The 20,850-nt window shown below is 68.7% G+C and carries 18 protein-coding genes; 7 read left to right on the plus strand and 11 right to left on the minus strand.

Going from position 1 to position 20,850, the window contains the following annotated elements; translation table 11 throughout:
- Window positions 1–121 precede the first annotated feature (121 nt).
- The 3 genes from E3N86_RS05745 (at window position 122) to E3N86_RS05755 (ending at window position 4,228) form a co-directional block, all read left to right on the plus strand.
- On the plus strand, window positions 122–1,561 hold the full coding sequence (locus tag E3N86_RS05745; protein ID WP_134373616.1) for a GuaB1 family IMP dehydrogenase-related protein: 1,440 nt from the start codon (window positions 122–124) through the stop codon (window positions 1,559–1,561).
- A 179-nt stretch (window positions 1,562–1,740) separates the two neighbouring features.
- Window positions 1,741–3,174: a hemolysin family protein gene (locus E3N86_RS05750; RefSeq protein WP_134373614.1), complete on the plus strand. Its 1,434-nt coding sequence runs from the start codon at window positions 1,741–1,743 to the stop codon at window positions 3,172–3,174.
- Window positions 3,167–4,228, plus strand: a complete 1,062-nt coding sequence (locus E3N86_RS05755; protein ID WP_104170217.1) for a hemolysin family protein — start codon at window positions 3,167–3,169, stop codon at window positions 4,226–4,228. The genes E3N86_RS05750 and E3N86_RS05755 overlap by 8 nt, the downstream gene beginning before the upstream one ends.
- A gap of 6 nt (window positions 4,229–4,234) precedes the next feature.
- Here the strand turns inward: E3N86_RS05755 and E3N86_RS05760 are convergent, their stop codons facing one another.
- Window positions 4,235–5,326 (minus strand): NADH:flavin oxidoreductase/NADH oxidase, encoded by a 1,092-nt coding sequence (locus E3N86_RS05760; protein ID WP_104099890.1) that lies wholly within the window; start codon window positions 5,324–5,326, stop codon window positions 4,235–4,237.
- Between the two features lie 74 nt (window positions 5,327–5,400).
- Between E3N86_RS05760 and E3N86_RS05765 the strand changes: the two genes are divergently transcribed.
- The 3 genes from E3N86_RS05765 (at window position 5,401) to E3N86_RS05775 (ending at window position 7,911) form a co-directional block, all read left to right on the plus strand.
- A complete protein-coding gene (locus E3N86_RS05765; protein ID WP_104099863.1) occupies window positions 5,401–6,261 on the plus strand; it encodes an ADP/ATP-dependent (S)-NAD(P)H-hydrate dehydratase in 861 nt (286 codons plus the stop codon).
- Window positions 6,262–6,332: 71 nt separating this feature from the next.
- A complete protein-coding gene (locus tag E3N86_RS05770; RefSeq protein WP_166785029.1) occupies window positions 6,333–7,571 on the plus strand; it encodes a glycosyltransferase 87 family protein in 1,239 nt (412 codons plus the stop codon).
- Between the two features lie 4 nt (window positions 7,572–7,575).
- Window positions 7,576–7,911 (plus strand): thiamine-binding protein, encoded by a 336-nt coding sequence (locus E3N86_RS05775; protein WP_104099865.1) that lies wholly within the window; start codon window positions 7,576–7,578, stop codon window positions 7,909–7,911.
- Between the two features lie 450 nt (window positions 7,912–8,361).
- Here the strand turns inward: E3N86_RS05775 and E3N86_RS05780 are convergent, their stop codons facing one another.
- The 7 genes from E3N86_RS05780 to E3N86_RS05810 all read right to left on the minus strand — a co-directional run bounded on the left by E3N86_RS05780 (window position 8,362) and on the right by E3N86_RS05810 (window position 17,554).
- Complete coding sequence (locus E3N86_RS05780) at window positions 8,362–9,048, minus strand: response regulator transcription factor (RefSeq protein WP_255408575.1); 687 nt, start codon at window positions 9,046–9,048, stop codon at window positions 8,362–8,364.
- Between the two features lie 60 nt (window positions 9,049–9,108).
- Entirely contained in the window at window positions 9,109–10,407 is a 1,299-nt protein-coding gene (locus E3N86_RS05785; protein ID WP_104099866.1) for a hypothetical protein, read from the minus strand.
- A complete protein-coding gene (locus E3N86_RS05790; protein WP_134343269.1) occupies window positions 10,404–11,573 on the minus strand; it encodes a sensor histidine kinase in 1,170 nt (389 codons plus the stop codon). The genes E3N86_RS05785 and E3N86_RS05790 overlap by 4 nt, the downstream gene beginning before the upstream one ends.
- Window positions 11,574–11,703: 130 nt before the next feature.
- A complete protein-coding gene (locus tag E3N86_RS05795) occupies window positions 11,704–13,191 on the minus strand; it encodes a DUF4389 domain-containing protein (RefSeq protein WP_134373608.1) in 1,488 nt (495 codons plus the stop codon).
- A gap of 125 nt (window positions 13,192–13,316) precedes the next feature.
- Window positions 13,317–14,543 (minus strand): homoserine O-acetyltransferase, encoded by a 1,227-nt coding sequence (locus tag E3N86_RS05800; protein ID WP_134511538.1) that lies wholly within the window; start codon window positions 14,541–14,543, stop codon window positions 13,317–13,319.
- 365 nt (window positions 14,544–14,908) lie between these two features.
- The gene (locus E3N86_RS05805; protein WP_134511539.1) at window positions 14,909–16,240 is read right to left on the minus strand and encodes a bifunctional o-acetylhomoserine/o-acetylserine sulfhydrylase; all 1,332 of its coding nucleotides are present in this window, start codon (window positions 16,238–16,240) and stop codon (window positions 14,909–14,911) included.
- A gap of 117 nt (window positions 16,241–16,357) precedes the next feature.
- On the minus strand, window positions 16,358–17,554 hold the full coding sequence (locus E3N86_RS05810) for an acyltransferase family protein (protein ID WP_134373602.1): 1,197 nt from the start codon (window positions 17,552–17,554) through the stop codon (window positions 16,358–16,360).
- Between the two features lie 26 nt (window positions 17,555–17,580).
- On the opposite strand from E3N86_RS05810, the gene E3N86_RS05815 reads away from it, so the two are divergent.
- Entirely contained in the window at window positions 17,581–18,360 is a 780-nt protein-coding gene (locus E3N86_RS05815; protein WP_134419776.1) for an SDR family oxidoreductase, read from the plus strand.
- Between the two features lie 18 nt (window positions 18,361–18,378).
- On the opposite strand, the gene E3N86_RS05820 is transcribed toward E3N86_RS05815, so the two are convergent.
- From E3N86_RS05820 to E3N86_RS05830, 3 genes are all read right to left on the minus strand, one after another.
- A complete protein-coding gene (locus E3N86_RS05820) occupies window positions 18,379–18,672 on the minus strand; it encodes an alcohol dehydrogenase catalytic domain-containing protein (protein WP_198412886.1) in 294 nt (97 codons plus the stop codon).
- Window positions 18,673–18,810: 138 nt separating this feature from the next.
- The gene (locus E3N86_RS05825; RefSeq protein WP_134511540.1) at window positions 18,811–20,454 is read right to left on the minus strand and encodes a cation acetate symporter; all 1,644 of its coding nucleotides are present in this window, start codon (window positions 20,452–20,454) and stop codon (window positions 18,811–18,813) included.
- A complete protein-coding gene (locus tag E3N86_RS05830; protein ID WP_134511541.1) occupies window positions 20,451–20,810 on the minus strand; it encodes a DUF485 domain-containing protein in 360 nt (119 codons plus the stop codon). Before E3N86_RS05830 ends, E3N86_RS05825 begins: the two co-directional genes overlap by 4 nt.
- Between the last annotated feature and the right edge of the window lie 40 nt (window positions 20,811–20,850).

Genomic DNA, 20,850 nt, shown 5'->3' on the forward strand with positions numbered 1-20,850 from the left:
ACTCTCTACGTTGATTTTGAATGTCCAGAGCGGTCGTGCACGCCCGGCGCGGTCTGCTCGTCCAGCCTAATCCCCTCGGGCCTGGCTGCGGGCATCCCCGCGGGGCGCTAGCGTTATTTCCATGCAGTTCTATGGAGCGGTACCCAGCCACGACCTCACGTATTCCGACGTCTTCCTTGTGCCGAGTCAATCGGATGTGAGCAGCCGCCTCGATGTCTCCCTCGCCCCGGGCGACGGCAGCGGCGCCACCATCCCCATCGTCTCGGCGAACATGAACTCGGTCACCGGGCCGCGCCTGGCGGCCGCGCTCGCTCGCCGCGGCGGGCTCGGCGTGCTGCCGCAGGACATGCACCTGCAGGATCTCGACGCCGCGATCCGCTGGGTCAAGGCCCAATCCACCCGCTTCGACACCCCCTTCAACTTCGCCCCGGGGGACACCGTGGCGCTCGCCCTGCGGCAGGTGCCGGCTGTGGCCGGCCAGGGATTGGTCATCAACGACCAGAACGGCGATTACCTGGGTGCCATCGACGCGTCCCGGCTGGCGACGGCGCTGCCCGACGCGCTCCTCGGAGACCTCCTGCACGGCACGATGACCTCCCTCGACGCCGACGATATCGAAGGCCCGCGCCGCGCTTTCGACGTGATGACCGCGGCCGAGCTCGACTTCGCCACCGTGCAGCACCACGGCCGGGTGATCGGCACCCTCAGCCGCAAGAGCGCGCTTCGCTCCACCCTGTATCAGCCCGCGCTGGACGCGCAGGGCCGACTGCGCGTGGCCGCGGCGGTCGGCATCAACGGCGACATCGCGGCCAAGGCCCGGGCGCTCGTCGCCGCGGGGGTCGACGTTCTCGTGATCGACACCGCGCACGGCCACCAGGGCGGCATGACGCGGGCGATCGAGATCGTCGCCGACCTGGGCCTCGGCATCCCCATCGTGGCCGGCAACGTCGTGACCGCGGATGCCGTGGGTGACCTCGTCGGCGCCGGCGCCACCATCGTAAAGGTCGGCGTCGGCCCCGGCGCCATGTGCACCACGCGCATGATGACGGCGGTCGGCCGCCCCCAGTTCTCGGCCGTGCTCGAGACCGCGGCCGCCGCCCGGGAACTCGGAGCGCACGTATGGGCCGACGGCGGGGTGCGCTACCCGCGCGACGTGGCGCTCGCGCTCGCCGCCGGCGCGGCATCCGTCATGATCGGATCCTGGTTCGCCGGCACGATCGAGGCACCCGGCCTGCTCGATCGGGACGCCGCCGGCGGCATTTACAAGGAGAGCTGGGGGATGGCCTCCACCAGGGCTGTGCGCCAGCGGTTCGACCGCCTCGACGCCTACGGGCTGGCCCGCAAGACGCTCTTTGCCGAGGGGATCTCCAGCTCGAAGATCTACCTGGACCCGCTGCGGCCGTCCGTCGAGGACCTGCTGGACATGATCACCTCCGGCGTGCGCAGCTCGTTCACTTATGCGGGCGCGACCTCGGTCGCGGAGTTCCACACCCGTTCGCTGGTCGGGATCCAATCGGCGGCCGGCTACGAGGAGGGCAAGGCCCTGCCCGTCTCCTGGTAGAGGTGGGGGGCCTGACACCCGAGAACGACTCGTGGCCTCGGTGCCGGGCGGTAGACTGAGCGGAATAATGGACGACCCCCCTCCTGCGCATGCGCCCGGTTTCTCGCCCGGAAATTCTTCCCGTCACCCGAACGGCGTCTCGGTCATGAACTTCGGCGCCGCCGTCGTCGAGGTCCGCCATGTATGAGTGGATCATGCTCGCCGCGGGGCTCCTCCTCACCATCGGCACCGGCCTGTTCGTCGCCAGCGAGTTCGCCCTGGTCAACCTGGACCGGTCGGAGCTCGAGGCCCGCCGCGATCGAGGAGAGACCCGACTCGGCCTGACCATCGCCGCACTCAGGATCACCTCGACGCACCTCTCCAGCGCCCAACTGGGCATCACTCTCACCACCCTGCTCACCGGTTACACCATGGAGCCGGCTCTGACCATGCTGCTGTCGCCGTCGCTGATCGGCCTGGGGCTGTCCACGGCGGTGGTGCCGGTCGTCGCGGTCACGACCGCGGTCATCGTCGCCACACTCGCCTCGATGATCATCGGCGAGCTGGTGCCGAAGAATTTCGCCCTCGCCCTGCCCGTGCAGACCGCGAAGCTGGTCATCCCGTTCCAGACACTGTTCACGACCGTGTTCAAACCAGCCGTCGTCGTGCTCAACGGCAGCGCCAACGGTGTGCTGCGGTCGATCGGGATCGAGCCGAAGGAAGAGCTGTCCGGGGCGCGCACCGCGGAGGAGCTGTCCTCCCTCGTGCGGCGCTCGGCCAGTGCCGGGCTGCTGGAGAAAGACACCGCCACACTCCTGCACCGCACGCTGCTCTTCTCCGGGCATACCGCCTCGGACGTGATGACGCCCCGCCCGCGGGTGGCCAGCATCGAGCGCACCGCCTCCGCCCAGGCCGTCATCGACCTCACCCGCCAAACCGGGTATTCCCGCTTCCCAGTCGTCGACGAGGGCGTCGACGATATCGTCGGGATCGTGCACGTGAAGCAGGCCGTGGCCGTTCCCCGACGTCGCCGGGCGGATGTCCCGGTATCGGCCCTGCAGTCCGAGGCCATCCGGGTGCCCGAGACCATGAAACTCGACGGACTGCTGATCGAGCTGCGCGGCCGCGGTTACCAGATGGCCATCGTCGTCGACGAATACGGCGGCACGGCCGGAGTGGCCACGCTCGAGGACCTGGTCGAGGAACTCGTCGGAGAGGTTGCCGACGAGCACGACCGCACCCGCGCCGGTGTGGTGTTGTCTACCGACTCTCTGACATTCCCTGGCATGCTCCGCCCGGACGAGCTGCTCGACCGCACGGGCATCGTGATCTCGGAGGACGGCCCCTACGAAACCGTGGGTGGGTTCGTGATGAGCGAATTAGGTCGCCTGCCCGTGGTCGGCGACGTCGTGCAGCTGGCCGGCGGCGTGCTGTCCGTGGAACGCCTCGACGGCCGACGGATCGACCGGCTCCGCTTCACACCCTGCAGCGAGCCCGTCGAGCCCGAGGAGGGCGGCGAGCCTGCCCGGGGTGACCGCGGTACCAGGACCGACAAGAAATCCGAAAAAAAGTTGGACAAAAAGGGTGACCGCAAGAAGAACGGCACGGAGCGCACGGTGAGTGACAATGAGTGACTGGGCGGGGCTGGTCTGGCTGGTCGTGCTGCTCGCGGCCAACGCCTTTTTCGTCGCCGCGGAATTCGCGGTTATCTCCGCGCGCCGGTCCCAGATCGAACCTCTCGCCGAGGCCGGCAAGAAGCGCGCAATCACAGCGCTGTGGGCGATGGAACACGCCACCCTCATGTTGGCGACCACCCAGCTGGGCATCACGGTCTGCTCGCTGCTCATCCTGAACGTCTCGGAGCCGGCGATCCACCACCTGCTCGAGATCCCGCTGGGCCTGACCCCGCTACCGGAGGAGGCCATCGGCGTGATCGCCTTCGTGATCACGCTGCTGCTGGTCTCCTACCTGCACGTCGTGTTCGGTGAGATGGTGCCGAAGAACCTGTCGTTCTCCATCCCCGACCGGGCCGTGCTCGTGCTCGCCCCGCCGCTCGTCTTCTTCGGCCGCCTGGTCAAGCCCGTGATCGTGACGCTCAACGCCACCGCCAACCTGGTGGTGCGAATGTTCGGGGTCCAGCCCAAGGAGGAGGCCACCAGCACCTACACGTTGGACGAGGTGGCGACCATCGTCTCCCAGTCGACCCGGGAGGGCGTGCTGCGGGACGGCACCGGGGCACTCAGCGCCACGTTCGAGTTCACCACCCGCAAGGTGCGGGACGTCGCGGTGAACCTCGACGGCCTGATCAGCCTGCCCGAGGCGGCCACCCCCGCAGACGTGGAGAAGGCCGTCACCAGACACGGTTTCTCCCGTTATGTTCTGGTGAACGAGTCCGGTGAACCAACCGGGTACGTTCACCTGAAGGACGTCATCGACCTCGACGGCGACACGGCCACCTCGGTCGGGCAGGGCAGCTACGCGGAGCCGATCCCGGGCAAGCGCATCCGTTTGCTGGCGTCGATCTTCGAGGACACCGACCTCGAAGATGCCCTGGCCACCATGCGGCGTTCCGGCGCGCACCTGGCGCGCTCGTTCACCGCGACCGGTGAGACCGTGGGGGTGCTGTTCCTCGAGGACATCATCGAAGAGCTGGTCGGCGAAGTGCAGGACGCGACCCGCCGCCTGTAGCCGTTCTCAGGCGGCCGGCCACCGGGCGCGCAGGTACTGCGGCGGCCAGTAGTCCACGCCGGCGCCGAGCTCGTGGGCGGCCCGCAGCGGGAAGTGCGGGTCGCGCAGGAGTTCGCGGCCCAGAAGGACCGCGTCGGCCCGGCCGGATGCCACGATCTGCTCGGCCTGGTGCGCGGTGGTGATCAGCCCCACGGCGCTGACCCGCACGTCCGCCGCCGTTTTCACGTGCTCGGCGAGCGGCACCTGGTAGCCGGGACCCAGCGGGATGCGCACCCCGGTCACGTTGCCGCCGGAGGAGATGTCGAAGAAGTCGGCCCCGGCGGCCGCGGCCCAGCCGGCGACCTCGGCCGTCTCGTCTTCGGTCCAGCCGCCCGGGGTATAATCCGTGGCGGAGAACCGCACGAACAGGGCGCGCTCCTCGCCGATGGCCGCGCGCACGGCGGCCACGACCTGAAGCAGCAGGCGGGCCCGGTTCGGCAGCCCGCCGCCGAACCCGTCGGTGCGCCGGTTGCTCAGCGGGGACAGGAACTGGTGCAGCAGGTAGCCGTGCGCCGCGTGCAGCTCCACGACGTCGAACCCGGCCTCCACCGCCCGGAGCGCGGCGGAAGCGAACCCGTCAACGATTCCCTGGATGCCCGCGGCATCCAGGGCCACGGGCGGTGCGTAGCCGGGGAACGGCACGGCCGAGGCCGACACGGTCGGCCAGCCGCCGTCATCCGTCGCCATAGTGCCGTGCCGGTCTCCGCCCCAGGCCGGCCAGACGGAAGCCTTGCGCCCCGCGTGGGAAAGCTGGATGCCGGCCTTCGCGCCCTGCGCATGAAGGAAGGCCACGATCGGTGCCCAGGCGGCGGTCTGTTCCGCGTTCCAGAGGCCGGTGTCGGCGTGGGAGATGCGGCCCTCCGGGCTGATCGCGGTTGCCTCGACCAGGATCAGGCCGGCGCCGCCCGCGGCCAGCGCGCCCAGGTGAACGAGGTGCCAGTCCCGCGGGACGCCGTCTTTCTCCCGCACCGCGTATTGGCACATCGGCGCCGCCCAGATGCGGTTGCGCAGGGTGACGTCGCGCACGGTGAACGGTTCGAACAGGGCGGCAACAGCCACGGATTTCCCCCAAGGGTCGAGTGGGCGGGCGAAGCGGCCGGCCCGACGCACTCAAAACAACCTATCGTGAGTGCATGAGCGAACCACGGGGATGGCTGGAATGGGACGACGCACGGGCGCGCGAGCGGATCGCGGTTCCCCGGGCGGACGACGACAAGTACCGCCGCGGCGTGCTGGGCGTGCGCACGGGCTCCGACGAGTACCCCGGGGCCGCGGTGCTCGGAGTCGAGGCGGCCCTCCGCACCGGGGTCGGGATGGTGCGCTACCTCGGCCCGAGACGGGCGTCCGACCTGGTGCTGCAGCGACGCCCGGAGGCCGTCACCGCCCCCGGGCAGGTGCAGGCCTGGCTGCTCGGCTCGGGCCAGGACGCCGCCGCGCGCGACCGGGTGACCGAGGCCGCGCTGCTCGGCGCCCTGGCCGAGGGGCTGCCCACGGTGTGCGATGCTGGGGCCCTCGACCTGGTCGGCCGGGCGACCGGGCCCGTCGTGATCACCCCGCACTACCGCGAACTCGCCCGGCTGCTTACCCGCCTGCTCTCCCCGCAGGGCGAGTCGGTGGCCGGCTCCGAGGTGGCCGCTGCGCCGGGAGAGTGGGCCGTGCGCGCCGCGTCCGGCCTGGGCGTCACGGTGCTGCTCAAGGGAAGCGTCACCTGGATCGCGGCGCCCGACGGCACCCGGCTGACGGTGTCGAAGGCGCCCTCCTGGCTGGCGACGGCCGGATCCGGGGACGTGCTTGGCGGCATCCTCGGCGCCCTCCTGGCCACGCATTCACGGGCGATCCAGACGGATGCCGCCGCGCCGGCCCATCTCGCGGCGACGGCCGCCCTGGTGCACGCCCGGGCAGCGGCCCGGGCGTCCAACGGAGGTCCGATCACCGCGCTCGACATCGCCGGCGCGGTGCCGGCCACGATCGCGGACCTGCTCGGCTCGCGTTGACCGCCGCGCTGGGCCCCGCGCTGACTGTCCCGGTGCGGCGGCGGAGCCGTGGGGGTGTGCGAAGGTGGAGCGTGCCCCAATCCGTCGCAGAACACCTGGCCGCCGGAGCCGGCGTGCCGACATCGCGAACGCTGCTCTGGGCCGGCTTCGCACTGGTGCACGGCGTGCTCTGGTGGCTCTGTTTCGCGTCCCCCGGCTGGCCGCTGGGCGATGTGGAGGTCGTCTACCTCGGCTGGGCGACCGACGCGGCATCCGGTGCCGACGTCGTGGGCATCACCACCGGCTTCGTCTACCCGCTGCTGGCCCTCCTGCCCATCCTGGCGCCGCTCGCGTTCGGCCCCGACCTCTACGCCGCCGGCTGGCTCGGGCTCGTGACCCTGCTGAACGCCGGGACCTTCGCGCTGCTGCTCGGGCGGGGCCGCAACCGGCGTGCCCTGGCCGCGGCGGCCTGGTGGCTGGGTTTCCTGCTGCTGCTCGGGCCCGTCGCCCTCGCCCGGATCGATGCGGTCACCGTGCCGCTGGCGATCGCCGCACTGCTGTTCGTCGGCGCCCGGCCGGTCTGGGGCACCGTGCTGCTGACTCTGGTCACCTGGGTGAAGATCTGGCCGGTGGCCCTGGTGATCGCGCTATTCGTCGTCTCGAAGGACCGCTGGCGGGTGCTCGTCGCCGCGGCCGGCACGAGCCTGGGCATCGTGCTGGTGGCGCTCGGGCTCGGCAGCGGGCCGAACGTGCTCAGCTTCGTCGGCGAGCAGACGAACCGCGGCATCCAGATCGAGTCCCCGGTCGCCGGCCTCTGGATGTGGCCGGCCGCGCTGGGTCTGCCGGGCAGTTACCTCTACTACGACCGGCAGATCCTCACCTTCCAGATCATCGGCACCGGCACGAACGTCGCCATCGTGGCGATGACCCCCCTGCTCGCCCTCTGCGGGCTGGCCGTGGTGCTCCTGGCCTGCCAGCGGATGCGTGCAGGCGCCGAACCGGCCGGCCTGTTCCCGCCGCTGGCGCTGGCCCTGGTGCTGACCCTGATCGTCGTCAACAAGGTCGGCTCGCCGCAGTTCACGACCTGGCTGGCCGCGCCCATCATTTTCGGGCTGCTGGTGCGGGGGCGTGCCTGGCGGCTCCCGGCTGTGCTCGGGCTTGTCATCGCGGCCCTGACCCAACTCGTCTACCCGCACTTCTACGACCTCTTGCTCGTGGCAGACCCGGCTCTGGTGCTGGTGCTGACCGTGCGCAACGTGCTGGAGGTCGTGCTGCTCGGCTGGGCCGTGTGGCAGATCCTGTTCCCACCCACCCCCTATCAAAAGGAGTAACCCCATGCTGGTTGCATTTTCCGTCGCCCCGTCCGGCTCCCACGATGACGAAGGGTCGGTGCACGACGCGGTCGCCGCGGCCGTGCGCATCGTGCGCGCATCCGGGCTGCCCAACCACACCGATTCGATGTTCACCACCATCGAGGGCGACTGGGACGAGGTCTTCGCGGTGGTCAAGGCCGCCACTGAAGCCGTCGGAGCCTGGGGGCCGCGGGTGTCCCTGGTGCTCAAGGCCGACATCCGGGGCCGCCGCACCGGGGAGCTGACCGGGAAGGTCGAGCGCCTCGAGGCGGCGCTGGCCGAGGCCGCAGCATCGACGGCCGCCACACCGGCCGCGTAGCCAAGTGAATCCCATCTGGTTGCATCGCTCTCCGGGAGTCAGAGCCGACCATACCGCGGGGCGCTGTTTGACCCCGGCGGAACGCCGTACCGGGCGTCTAATCAATTCGACGGAGATTCTGGGTCAAACCCTCGCTTTTGAGCCCAAACGCACTGTTTAGAGCGATATCTCCGTCGAATTCGTTCGGGCCACCGGCCCCGTACTCTGGAGGCAGACCTGCTCACGGCCTCGCCATCGCGGGCAACTTCGGCTACGTCGCCCCGGTCTGGATCGGCCTGGGCCAAAGCTTCTTCGCCCTGTTGCTCACCGTGGGGACGTTCCTCCTGGACCGCACCCGGCGCGGGAACGGTGTGGAGCTCCCGGACGGCACCCAGGCGATCCGCGTGGCCGGCGTGGTCGGCGCGAGGCAGCCGGGCCGTTCGGCAGCCGGGCCGTTCGGCAGCGCCGAAGTCAGTCGCCCTGGAGCAGGATGCCGTCGTGGATGGCGCGCTTGCGCAGGGCGACCTTGGTTCCCACGTCGAAGCCCGCGAGGCGGTACTTCTCCCGGATGCGCTTGAGGTAACTCTTGGCGGTCTCCTCGGAGATGCCGAGCTGGTGCGCGACGGCCTTGACCGGCTCGCCCGCGCCGTAGAGGGCCATCACCCGGCGCTCCTGCGCGCTAAGGCGGGGAGAACCGCCGTTCGCGCCGTTGTTGAGGGCCTCGTCCAGTTCGGCCGAGATGAAGGAGTCGCCGTCATAGGCGGAGCGGATCGCCTCGACGATCATCGTTGCCTCTTCGCTCTTCACCAGGTAGCCGAGCGCACCGGCAGCCAGCGCCTCGCGCACGAGCCCGGCCTCGGAATAGGTGCTCATCAACACCGTCTTCACGCCGGCCGTCTTGAGCGTCGAGATCTTCAGTGAGACCGGGATGTTGTCTTTGAGGTCGAGGTCGAGGAGCACGACGTCGACGGGAAATTCGGGGTGGGTGAGCAGCTCGGGCCAGGTGGTGACGGCGGCGACCATGTTGATGTCGTCCGCGGCCCCCCGGATCCACTCGGTGAGGGCCCCCAACAGCATGCGGTGGTCGTCGACGAGGGCCAACCGGATGGGGTTGTCCTTGCTCGGCGCCTCAGTGCTCAACGTGGTCGTGTTCGTCACTTCTGTCTCCTTGTGCTTCTGGCCCCGAATGAGAAGCTCAACAGCGTAGTTCCACGGACCCTAAGCATCCGCGGGATTGTCGATACTGCATTCGATTTCCAGATGCAGACTTCCGTCCCGGCTGGAATCGACGTGAGGGCCGACTATTCGGATAGCTTGCCACGTCTCGGGGTCCACTCGACGTCGTGGCACACCCGTCGTGGTCAATTCGATCGGAAATCGTAACTTCTGGCGAGCGGAGACGCCGTGCGTGGGTCGGATCGGACCGAGAGAGAGCGAAACGGATGCCTCGTCGCGGGTTGTGTCGCTGATCAGCAGCCAGATCGTGCGCAGAAGGGCATCGCGCTGGTCAGGGTTGAGCATGCCGGCCAGCCCCGCCGGGTCGTGCAGGCCGACGGACGGTCCCAGGAACTCGGACTCGGTGATCGCGTGGTGCAGCCAGGTCTCCCGGCGGCCCCGGATCAGGTGCAGCCGCAGTTGCGTGGCGAGGTCTGCCGCCGTCGTCGACTTCTCGGAACTCAGCGGCAGCGCCGTGCGACCCTTCGCGACGTCGTCGAGCAGAGTCTCCGCGTCGAGGTCGATACGGGCGAGTTCCTCGGAGGCGAACATCCCCACCGCGAACTGCGGCTGGGAGATGGTGCTCTGCACCAGCACCAGGTCGAGCTCACGCTGGGCCATCCGGCGGAATCCCCGCACCGTGGCGACGCCGAGCAGCGGAGGCAGGATGGCGAGGCTGATCGCAAGGAGGTCGGGGGCGAAGGTGAGCGGATCGGCGCGCTCCTCGGTGAGCGCCCCGAGGAAGAGAAGCAGGCCGAGCGCCATCGCGGCCGAGACGAGGTCGTGCCCGCGGCGCACGGTGGCCAGGGAGATGAGCAGGGTGCCGACGGCGGCGGCGGCGGTCGGGTAGACGCCGGAGTCGGTTTCGCCCCACGACCCGATCAGGTCGAGCGCCACCACGGCGGCGCCGGCGGCGATGGCCGCGGCGAACAGCCAGTCCGGCATCCGAGCCGAAAGGCGCTGCACCGTGATCAATGCCAGGACCGTGGTCGCCATCAGGAGACCCCACGCGATGAGGCTGGGCGTCGGGTCGGGATATTCGGACCACTGCACGGCGAACTGCCCGAACAGGAACAGGGTGATGAAGCCGCCGCTGAACGTCAGGCCGATGCCGAGGTGGCGGCCACCCAGGCCGCTCTGGTTGGCGCGCGTGGTCTGCTCGGTGCGTTCGGGGCGTCGGAAACTGCGCCGGTAAGCCCGGCGTTCCTGGCGGTCCTGATTGCTCGGCTGGTCGGACCCGCCCGCCGCCGCAGCGCGGCGCGCGTCACGGCGGCGGGCGTCGACGATGCCGGGGACGGTCACTTGGGCACCTCGAGCACGACCGTGGTGCCGGAGCCGGGGGAGGAGAAGAGGCGGGCGTTGCCGCCCACGTCACGCAGGCGGGCCACGACCGATTCGGCGAAACCGAGGCGTTCGGCGCTAACGCCGCTGAGGTCGAAGCCGACCCCTGCGTCGGTGACCATGGCGCGCACGGTTGTGTCGTCATCAGTGATCGTCACGTCGGCGCGGGCGACGCCGGCGTGACGTCGCACGTTCTCGAGGCACTCGCCGAGGGCGAGGAGGAAGGAGTCGAGCACGTCGCTGGGCAGAAGAACCTGTCCGCTGCCGTGCCAGTCCACATCGAGTCCCATCCGCCCGAACCGCTGCTTGACCGATTCGAGGGTGCTTCCGAGCATTGACTCGGTGGCCGGCTCGAGCGTGTAGACCCCGGAGCGGCGCGGGGTGGGGAGGCCGCCGAGCCGTAGCTGCCGCAGCAACCGGGCGTCGTCGCCGGCCTGTTGGCGCAGTGCGGCCGGGCTGACGCCGACGCCGGAGTGCGCGAGGAGGGTGAGGGTGGCCAGCACGGTGTCGTGCAGCAGCCGGGCATCCTGCCGGCGTTGGGCTTCGAGCTCGCTGGCATGGCGCTCGGCGAGGTGGGCGCGGCCGATGAAGGCGATGCGCGCCATGACGCGCGGCACGCTCTGGGCCAGCCACCAGGCCACCAGGGCGATGGCAAGCCAGACGCTGAAGGTGAGCAGGAGAGGCACGGTGGCGTCGGACGAGGCGCGGGTGGCGGCGAGCACGCTGGCAACGGTCGCACCGAATGCCAGGGACAGCACCAGCAGGCGGGCGGCGCTGACAACGAGCACGAGGGCGACGCAGCTCAGGGCTCCGGCGGCGATGCCGCCGATGATGGCCTGCTCGACGAGGTTCAGGCCGGTGGCACGCTGGCCCGACCAGCCCACGAGCAGGATCACGGCGATGCCGGAGACCAAGATCAAGGCGACCCAGCGCATCCGGCCGGACCGGCCGAGCAGGTACTGGCCGGCCACCAGCAGCAGCAGCAGTGGCAGGCTCCGGGCCAGGGTGCTCACGGTCAAGCCGCCCGGGACAAGCATCGCGAGGAGCGCGGCGGCCGAGCCGGCCAATCCGCACAGGCGAGCCGCTCTGCGGAGCAGACGGTCACGTTCCTTGTAGATTCGTTGCATAGCGGCGCTCTCACCCCATTTGCCCTCTATACAGAACCCTACCGGCCCGGTGTCCGTTCCCCCGCGCGCTCCGTGGCATCCGTCGGCGTCCGCGCGACCGACGGCGTTACCGACGGGCGTGACCGGCGACTCAGGGCGTGCTCGACGCCGCTCCGCCGGCAGGTGCGGCGGGTGTGATCGGTGCTCGTGTGACCGCGGCCTCCGGGGTGTCGGCGCCGCCCTGGTCGAGGCGGAACGGCGGGTACTCGTCGCGGAACAGTGCGGTGTAGACGGCCACCCGGAAGATCCAGCGGTCGATGCCGAGGATCAGATCGAACAGGCTGCGCCGGTACCGGCCGGTGAAGAGGAGGATGACCGCGGCGATCAGCACCAGGACCCCGATCAGGGACGGGACGGTGTTCGAGACCGAGTCGCCCTCGTCGTTCCGCCAGATCGTCGCACTTCCGGTCAAGGCCGCCACGATCAGCAGGTGCGGAATCGCCAATAGCCACCATTTGACCAGAACGAGCCCGTGCGAGAGGCGCTCCGGGTAATCGACCTGCAGATCGGCGGGATAGTCGGCCGACGACGCCAGGCTGAAGGGGGGGTACCGGTCGGTGCCGAGCGCCGAGTAGGCGTAGAAGGACACCCGCCAGCTCCAGCGCAGCACCCCGACGTTGAACTGGAAGAGGGCCGTCGGGTATCGACCGGTGAACAGGATGGCGAACCCGGCGACGATGGTGGTGACGACAAACCCGAACCAGAGGAACAGCAGCACCACCACGTGCGGGAAGATCAGGATCCACTTCACCAACCACAACCAGCGGGACAGCCCCTCGTCGAGGGTTCCGGTCAACCGGGCGGGAAACGTCCGCCCACCGGGATGGGCAGGGACCGCGGTCGCCCCGGGTGGGCCTGCGCCGACGAAAGTTGCTGCTCCGAGCGGTGTGTCGGGCGTGGCGCCGGGCCTGGTTGCGGGCAGTGTGCCGCGGCCCAGGCCGATTGCCCCGAACACGGTCAGCACCAGGCCGATGAGAAGGATGAACAGGCCGACCAGAAGCAGCCCCACCGCCAGCGGGGCGAGGAACCCGAGGCGAATGCCGGCCTGCAGGGCGACTGAGACGCCGGAACTGGCATCCTCGTTCATGACGACGACCGCCCAGCTGCCGCTCGTCAGATCCCAGTCGATCTCCTGAGTGCCGGGACCCTCGGCGGAGGACACCCAGAAGTCCTGGGCGCCGGGGGCTTCGGGAGCGCGGCTGCCCGGAATGTCGCGGTACACCGCACGGAAGGGATTGATGTTCAGGTCACGCAGCTCGGTGCTATTCACTCCGGCCAGGTAGCGGTCGACGTCGGCCTGAGACGCGACGCCGATGAAGACGTCCGCTGTGGAGGTGGAGAGCGCGCGGAGTCGGAGAGTGCCGATGTCCGCCGGGACGTCCTGGAGCTCGATCGAGCCGATCCGGGGCGAGGTGAGCGCGAACGACTGTACCGAGAACGAGCGGGCGGGGCTGGTGATGTAGCCGTCCTCGCCCTGCGCGTTGACCACGGCGGTCGTCGCCCCGGCCAGGGCCAGCGAGAAGCCGAGCAGGGAGAGGATCGCGCCAAAGATCAACATGATAACGGAACCGGGTTTCATGGCGCGTGTCCTCTCATCGGGTACGTCTCGAGTCAGGGTACGTCTCATTCACGGGCACGACTCGGTTCACGAGGGTGTCGCGTTCCGTGGCCTGCCGGTCGACGTCGTCTTGATCCGGGACCGTGTCAAGCTCGATGCGAGGGAGCGGGACGGCTCAGAACGCGCAGAAGTTGCGCGCCGATGGCCTCGTTCTCGATCAAAAAACCGTCGTGGCCGAAGCCGGAGTGGAGCGTGACGGCATCCGTGTCGTCGATGTTGCCCTGCAGGTGGGCGGCGATGACCTGTTGGCCCTCGAGGGGGAAGAGGCGGTCACTGTCGATGCCGACGACGACGCTGAGCGCATCGATGCGGGAGAGGGCGGATGCGACACCGCCGCGGCCGCGGCCGATGTCGTGCGAGTTCATGGCCTCGACCAGCACGATGTAGCTGTTCGCGTCGAACCGCCGGGTGAACTTGTTGCCGTGGAAATCGAGGTAGGACTCGACGGCGAAGCGGCCGCCCGCGCCGAGCGGACTGATCTCGCTTTGCCAGCCGCGCTCGAAGCGCAGGTTGAGCTCCTCGGAGCTGCGGTAGTTCAGCAGCGCCATCCGCCGGGCCAGGGCGAGGCCGCGGGTCGGGCCGTCGCCATCCGCGGCGTCGTAGTAGTCGCCGGAGCGGAAGAGCGGGTCGCTGCGGATGGCTTCGATCTGCACCGAATTCAGCGCGATCTGATCGGCGGTCGTCACCGGCGGTGCCGCGAGGATTGCCAGGCGGGCGACCCGGGACGGATGCTCGATGGCCCACTCGAGCGCGTGCATCCCGCCCATCGAGCCGCCGACGACGGCGGCCCAACGGTCGATGCCGAGATGGTCTGAGAAGGCGACCTGCGCGGCGACCTGATCGCGAATGGTGAGGTAGGGAAAGCGGGTGCCCCATTCGGAGCCGTCCAGGGCGAGGGAGGCCGGACCGGTGCTGCCCTGGCAGCCACCGATCATGTTCGGGGCAACCACGAACCAGCGGTCGGTGTCGATGGCCAGGCCGGGGCCGACGATCCTGCTCCACCAGCCCGCGGTCGGGTGGCCGTGGCCGGCCGGGCCGACCAGGTGGCTGTCGCCGGTGAGGGCGTGCAGCACGAGCACGGCGTTGTCGCCGCTCGGGGACAGTTCGCCCCACGTCTCGTAGGCGATCCGCACGGCGCCGAGGCTGCTGCCCCCCTCAAAGTGCAGCGCACCGACGTCGAGGAAACGACGGTTCCCCACGGGGTCGCCGTCGCGCCACGCACCCGTCGCCGGGGGTTTGCCGAGCAGCGACCGCGCCTGGGCTTCGGTCACGAAGCTCGACGGGACGGTGTCTGCCGAATATTGCCAGTCCATAGGCTCCCTATTCTGCCGGGTGAACAGCCCTTCCGGCTTATTGTCACCGCACCGTCTGGTGAGCGCACCGCGCGCCCGGCCGCCGCCGCGGAGTACCCGGCCGGCACTCGGGCCGCACCCGGTTTTCACTCGGGTTGCACTGGGTTTCCACTCGGTTTCCACTCTGTTCGCACTCCGTTCGCACTCCGTTCGCACTCGGCGGAGCCGAATCAGCTCGCCACCCGAACGAATTCGACGGAGATTTTGCCGATTTTGGCCTGAAACGGGCCGAAACCGGGTATTGAGGGCAAAATCTCCGTCGAATTGGTTACCCACCCGCCTGGGGGGGGGGATACCCATCCGGATTGGCAGCGGCTGGGGGCGTGTCAGGCGTTGGCGCGGGATGCCTGCACAACCGCGCGGGCGGCCGCCAGGCCGGTCTCAAGGTCGGCCTTCAGATCGGCGATGTTCTCGATGCCGACGGAGAGGCGTACCAGGCCCGGCGTCACACCGGCCGTGAGCTGCTGCTCCGGGGTGAGCTGCGCGTGCGTGGTCGAGGCCGGGTGGATGACGAGCGACCGCACGTCGCCGATGTTGGCCAGGTGGCTGAACAGGGAAAGGTTGTCGACGAGGGCGCGACCGGCATCCACTCCGCCCTTCAACTCGAAGGACAGCACGGCGCCGACACCGCGGGGCGCGTAGGTGTTGGCGGCGGCGTACCAGGGGCTCGACGGCAGGCCGGCGTAGTTGACCGAGGCGATGTCGGGGTGGTTCTCGAGCCGCTCCGCGATGTCCTGGGCGTTCTGCACGTGGCGTTCGATGCGCAGGCTGAGAGTCTCGATGCCCTGGATGAGCTGCCAGGCGCTTGCCGGGGCGATCGCGGATCCGAGGTCGCGCAGCAGCTGCACGCGCGCCTTGATGATGTAGGCGATGCCGTCGCCGACCGCGCCCGTGTAACTGACGCCGTGGTAGGACGGGTCCGGCTCGGTGAGGCCGGGGAACTTCTCCACGTTCTTGGACCATTCGAACGTGCCGCCGTCGACGATGACGCCGCCGATGACGGCACCGTGGCCGCCGAGGAACTTGGTCGCCGAGTGGACGACGATGTCCGCGCCGTGCTCGAACGGGCGGATCAGGTAGGGGGTGGCGATGGTGCTGTCGACGATGAGCGGCACCCCGCCGGCGTGCGCCACATCGGCCACGAGACGGATGTCGAGCACATTGATCTTGGGGTTGCCGATGGTCTCGGCGAAGAAGAGCTTGGTGTTGGGGCGCAGCGCCCGGCGCCACTCCTCGGGGTCGTCCTGGTTCTCGACGAAGGTCGTCTCGATGCCCAGCTTGGCCAGCGTGTACTTGAACAGGTTGTAGGTTCCGCCGTAGATTGAACTCGACGAGACGATGTGGTCGCCGGCCTGGGCGATGTTCAGCACCGCGAACGTGGAGGCGGCCTGGCCCGAGGCCAGGAGCAGGGCTGCGGTGCCCCCTTCGAGGGCGGCGACGCGCTCTTCGACGACGGCCTGGGTCGGGTTCATGATACGGGTGTAGATGTTGCCGAATTCGGCCAGTGCGAACAGGTTCTGCGCGTGCTGGGCGCTGTCGAACACGTAGGACGTGGTCTGGTAGATCGGGGTGGCCCTGGCATTGGTGGTCGGGTCGGGCTGGGCACCGGAGTGCACCTGCTTGGTTTCAAACTTCCAGTCTGCAGCGTTGTCGCTCATGAGGTGATCTCCCGGGTGATCCTCGACGAGCGTGGACCTTCCAGCGCTCTGCCAGCGATTCTAGGCAGGGGGTTGTCGAGCTGGCAACGGACACCGCAACACAGCGTCACGAAGCGGTCAGCGCGGCGTGTCGCGCGGTGTGCCGACGGCAGGGTCTGCGGGCGGTGCGTCTGCGGGAGGCTCTGCGGGAGGCTCGGCGGCGAGCGTGCCGGCAGGCGCGTCGAGGTGCGGAAGCACGATAGTGCCGGTGTCGGTGCGCGCCTTCTTGCGGAACAGCCAGCGGGCGCGCGGCTCGATCAGCGGGTGGAACACCCTGCGCACGATCCGCTGCGAGAGGGCGATGGAGATCAGCACGCTGAACCCGATCATCGCGGGCAGCACCCAGCCCGGCTGGGGTCCGCCGAGCACCCCGCTCTCGCGCAGGAGAAACAGCACGAAACTGTGCAGCAGGTAGATGTACATCGTGGCCGCGCCGTAGGGCGTGAACCAGAGCCGTCGCCGGGGCATGAGCACCAGGAATGCCACGATGAGGGCGAACGCGAGCAGCAGCAGACCCAGACGGATGACGCCGGCCCAGAGCTGGTCGTAGCCGAACGCCGGGTAGGCCTCGTCGTAGAGCAGGAACTGGCGCACCTGCGCCTCACGAAGGGCGTCGATGTTCGCCACGATCACGCCCAGCAGTGCCGTGAACAGGGTGAACGCGCCGATCCGCCAGCGCCATACCGCGGTGGCGTGCAGCCCCAGCCAGCGGTCGGTGAGCTTCCACTGGCGTAGCTGCCAGCCGAAGACGAAGAACGGCAGCAGCCCGAGCGTGCGCGACAGCGCGAAGGTGCTGTCGATCGACGCGAAGTACCCGGCGCCGACGGAGATGATCACACTGATCAGCAGCGGATGGCGCAGCAGCACGAGGAAGGGTAGGGCGAGGCGCCAGGCCAGGAGGGCGATCAGGAACCACAGGGTCCAGGAGGGGGACGAGTAGTCCAGGCGGAATTCGCCGCCGAGTAGCCAGTGCACGACTGTCCAGATCGTCTCGAAGATCACGTAGGGGAGCACGATGTCGGTGACCAGACGATGCAGCTGGCGAGTACCGAGCGGGCCCGACCGGGCGAAGTACCCGCTGACGGCGACGAACAGCGGAACGTGGAAGGCGTAGACGAACAGATAGAACTCGTAGGCGACATCCGACTCGGCGATGAGTTTCAGGATGGCGTGCCCGAGCACAACCAGGGCGATCGCGATCCAGCGCGCATTGTCCCAGAGCGGCACGCGTCGTTTCTGCACGTGCGGTATTCCGGCGGCGCGTGGGCTCATCATGCTGCTTCTCCGACCAGAATGGGACCATGGGTACAAAAAGAGTCGTTGTGACCGGTGCGAGTTCGGGGATCGGTGCCGCCACCGTGCGCCTGTTCCGCCAGCGGGGCTGGGATGTGGTGGGGGTGGCTCGCCGCACCGACCGCCTCGCGACGCTGCAGGCGGAGACCGGGGCGCAGGTCTTCACGGCCGACCTCACCCGGCAGGCGGACGTGGACGCGCTGCGCGACTATCTCGCGGCGTCCGGGCCGGTGCACGCGCTGGTCAACAACGCGGGCGGCGCAGTGGGGCTGGACACCGTCGAGGAATCGAAGATCGAGGACTGGGCCTGGATGTTCGAGATCAACGTGCTCGCGGTCAAGCGGGTCACGAGCGCCGTGCTGCCCTTGCTGCGGGCCGGGATCCGGGCGGAGGGCGGCGCCGCCGACATCGTCACGGTCACGTCCATTGCGGGTCATGTCGCCTACCTCGGAGGTGGAGGGTATAACGCGGCGAAGTTCGCCGCGCACGCCCTGATGGAAGTCTTGCGCCTGGAATTGAATGGCGAGCCGATCCGGGTGATCGAGGTTGCCCCCGGGATGGTGCAGACCGAGGAATTCGGGCTGGTGCGCTTCAACGGTGATGCGGAGAAGGCTGCCGCGGCCTACGCCGGGGTGCCGAATCCGCTCACCGCCGAAGATATTGCCGAGACGATCGTGTCGAGCGTCGAACGCCCGGCCCACGTCAATCTGGACCTGATCGTGATCAAGCCGGTTGCGCAGGCGGCCCCCACGCGAGTCGCGCGGGGGCCGCTGGCACCCAAAGACTGACGCACTCAAGCGTTCTGCCTAGGGGTGGACCAGGATCTTCACAGCGGTGTCGTTGTGGTTGATCAGGGTGTCGAAGCCCTCGCTGGTGAGGTCGAACTCGTGGCCCATGGTGACCGGGAGGGATTCATGCGAAAGCGGATGCGGGTGGCCGGGCGCCGAGATGAAGATCGGGCCGTCGAGATACTCATGAAGGTCGGTGCCGCAGATGCCGCACCAGGCGACTGCGATCTTCACTGTGCCGCTGCGGGTCTCCGGATCTTCGATGTTTTCAATGCGGACGTTTTTCTGGCCGCGGAAACGTGCAGCTTTCATTGAGAATCTTCTCCAGTCATGCGTCAAAGGCTCGGCGTAGGCAGATGGTCTGGCCCTCCGGCCCGCGAAACGACACTACTCCCCCCGGCTGGGGTGCAGCCGAGGGGAGTAGTGGTCATAAGGGTTGTACGGTTTCGATCAGTGCTCGGAGGCCTTCTCGGCGCCGAAACCGGTCATGGACCGCACCGACATTTCCGCGGCCAGCAGCGGGTCTTCCTTGCGGGTGCTGGTGACCGAGCCGAGCCAGCCCAGGAAGAACCCGACCGGGATGGAGATGATGCCGGGGTTGCTCAGAGGGAACCAGGCGAAGTCGACGTCTGCACCGAACATCGACGTCTCCGTGCCGGAGAAGACCGGCGAGAAGATGATCAGACCGACGGTGACCGCAAGGCCGCCGTACATGCTCCACACGGCGCCGCGGGTGGTGAAGCCGCGCCAGAAGAGCGAGTACAGGATGGTCGGCAGGTTGGCGCTCGCCGCGACGGCGAAGGCCAGGGCCACCAGGAAGGCGATGTTCTGCCCCTGCACGCCGATGCCGCCGGCGATCGAGAGGATGCCGATGATGACGACGGTACGACGTGCGACCTTGACCTCGGCGTCGGGGTCACCCTTGCCCTTCTTGATCACGCTCATGTAGATGTCGTGAGCGAAGGAGGTCGCGGCGGTGATCGTGATCCCGGCCACCACGGCCAGGATCGTGGCGAACGCAATGGCCGAGATGAAGCCGAGCAGCAGCGGTCCGCCGAGCGCGAGGGAGAGCAGCGGCGCGGCCGAGTTCACTCCGCCGGGAGCGGCGAGGATGACATCTGCTCCGACGAGCGCGGCGGCACCGAAGCCGAGCACCAGCGTGAACAGATAGAACGCACCGATCAGCCAGATCGCCCAGACGACCGAGCGACGGGCTTCCTTGGCGCTGGGCACCGTGTAGAAGCGCATCAACACGTGCGGCAGGCCCGCGGTGCCGAGCACCAGGGCGATGGCGAGCGAGACGAAGTCGAGCGGGTTCTCGCCGTATTTCAGGCCGGGCACCAGGATGGCGTCGGCCGGCACACTCGTCGAGGCGGCGATGGCCGAGTCGAGAAGCGCCGAGAAGTTGAAGCCGTTGATGGCCAGCACCCAGACGGTCATCGCGAATGCGCCGATGATGAGCAGGAACGCCTTGATGATCTGCACCCAAGTGGTGCCCTTCATACCACCGATGAGCACGTACATGATCATCAGGCCGCCGACCACGGTGACCACGACGGACTGCCCGACCTTGTCGTTGATGCCGAGGAGCAGCGACACGAGGCCGCCGGCTCCGGCCATCTGGGCGAGGAGGTAGAAGAAGCAGACGGCAAGGGTGGTCGTCGCCGCGGCCACGCGCACGGGACCCTGACGCAGGCGGAAGGAGAGTACATCCGCCATGGTGTACTTGCCGGTGTTGCGCATGAGCTCGGCCACCAGCAGCAGGGCGACGAGCCAGGCCACGAGGAAGCCGATCGAGTACAGGAAGCCGTCGTAACCGCTGACCGCGATCGCCCCGACGATGCCGAGGAACGACGCCGCGGAGAGGTAGTCGCCGGCGATGGCGAACCCGTTCTGCGGGCCGGTGAAGGACCGGCCGCCGGTGTAGTAGTCGGCCGCGGTCTTGTTGTTGCGCCCGGCGCGAATGACGACGATCAGGGTGACCGCCACGAAAGCGAGGAAGATCGAGATGTTCAGCACGGGGTTGTTTTCCGCGGGTTCGACGGCTTGGGCCAGGCGGCCCGGCAGGGACTGCAGAATGCTGGTTGCGATCATTTCTTGTCCATCTCCTCAAGCTCGGCACGCAGCTCGGCCCCGAGGGGGTCGAGACGGCGGTTCGAGTACGACACGTACCACATGGTGATGGCGAAGGTGGTGACGAACTGGCCGAGGCCGAGCACCAGTCCGAGGTTGAACTTGCCGAAGACCGGGATTGCCATCACGTCGGGCAGGTAGGCCGCGACGAGCACGAAGGCGAAGTACCAGATGAAGAAGAAGGCGGCCAGCGGCAGCACGAACCCGCGGCGCTGCTTCTTCAGCTGGATGAACTTCGGCGTCTTCTCATACGCGATGTAGTCGATGGTGGACGGTTTTACTCCGTCCGGGAATTTGTCTTTCAGTGATTCCGCCATGCGGGCTCCTTTGCTCCGGTGAAGGGATGTGACTGTGTGG

Origin of the sequence: Cryobacterium sp. Hz7 (assembly GCF_004402815.1) — a bacterium.
GTDB lineage: Bacteria > Actinomycetota > Actinomycetes > Actinomycetales > Microbacteriaceae > Cryobacterium > Cryobacterium sandaracinum.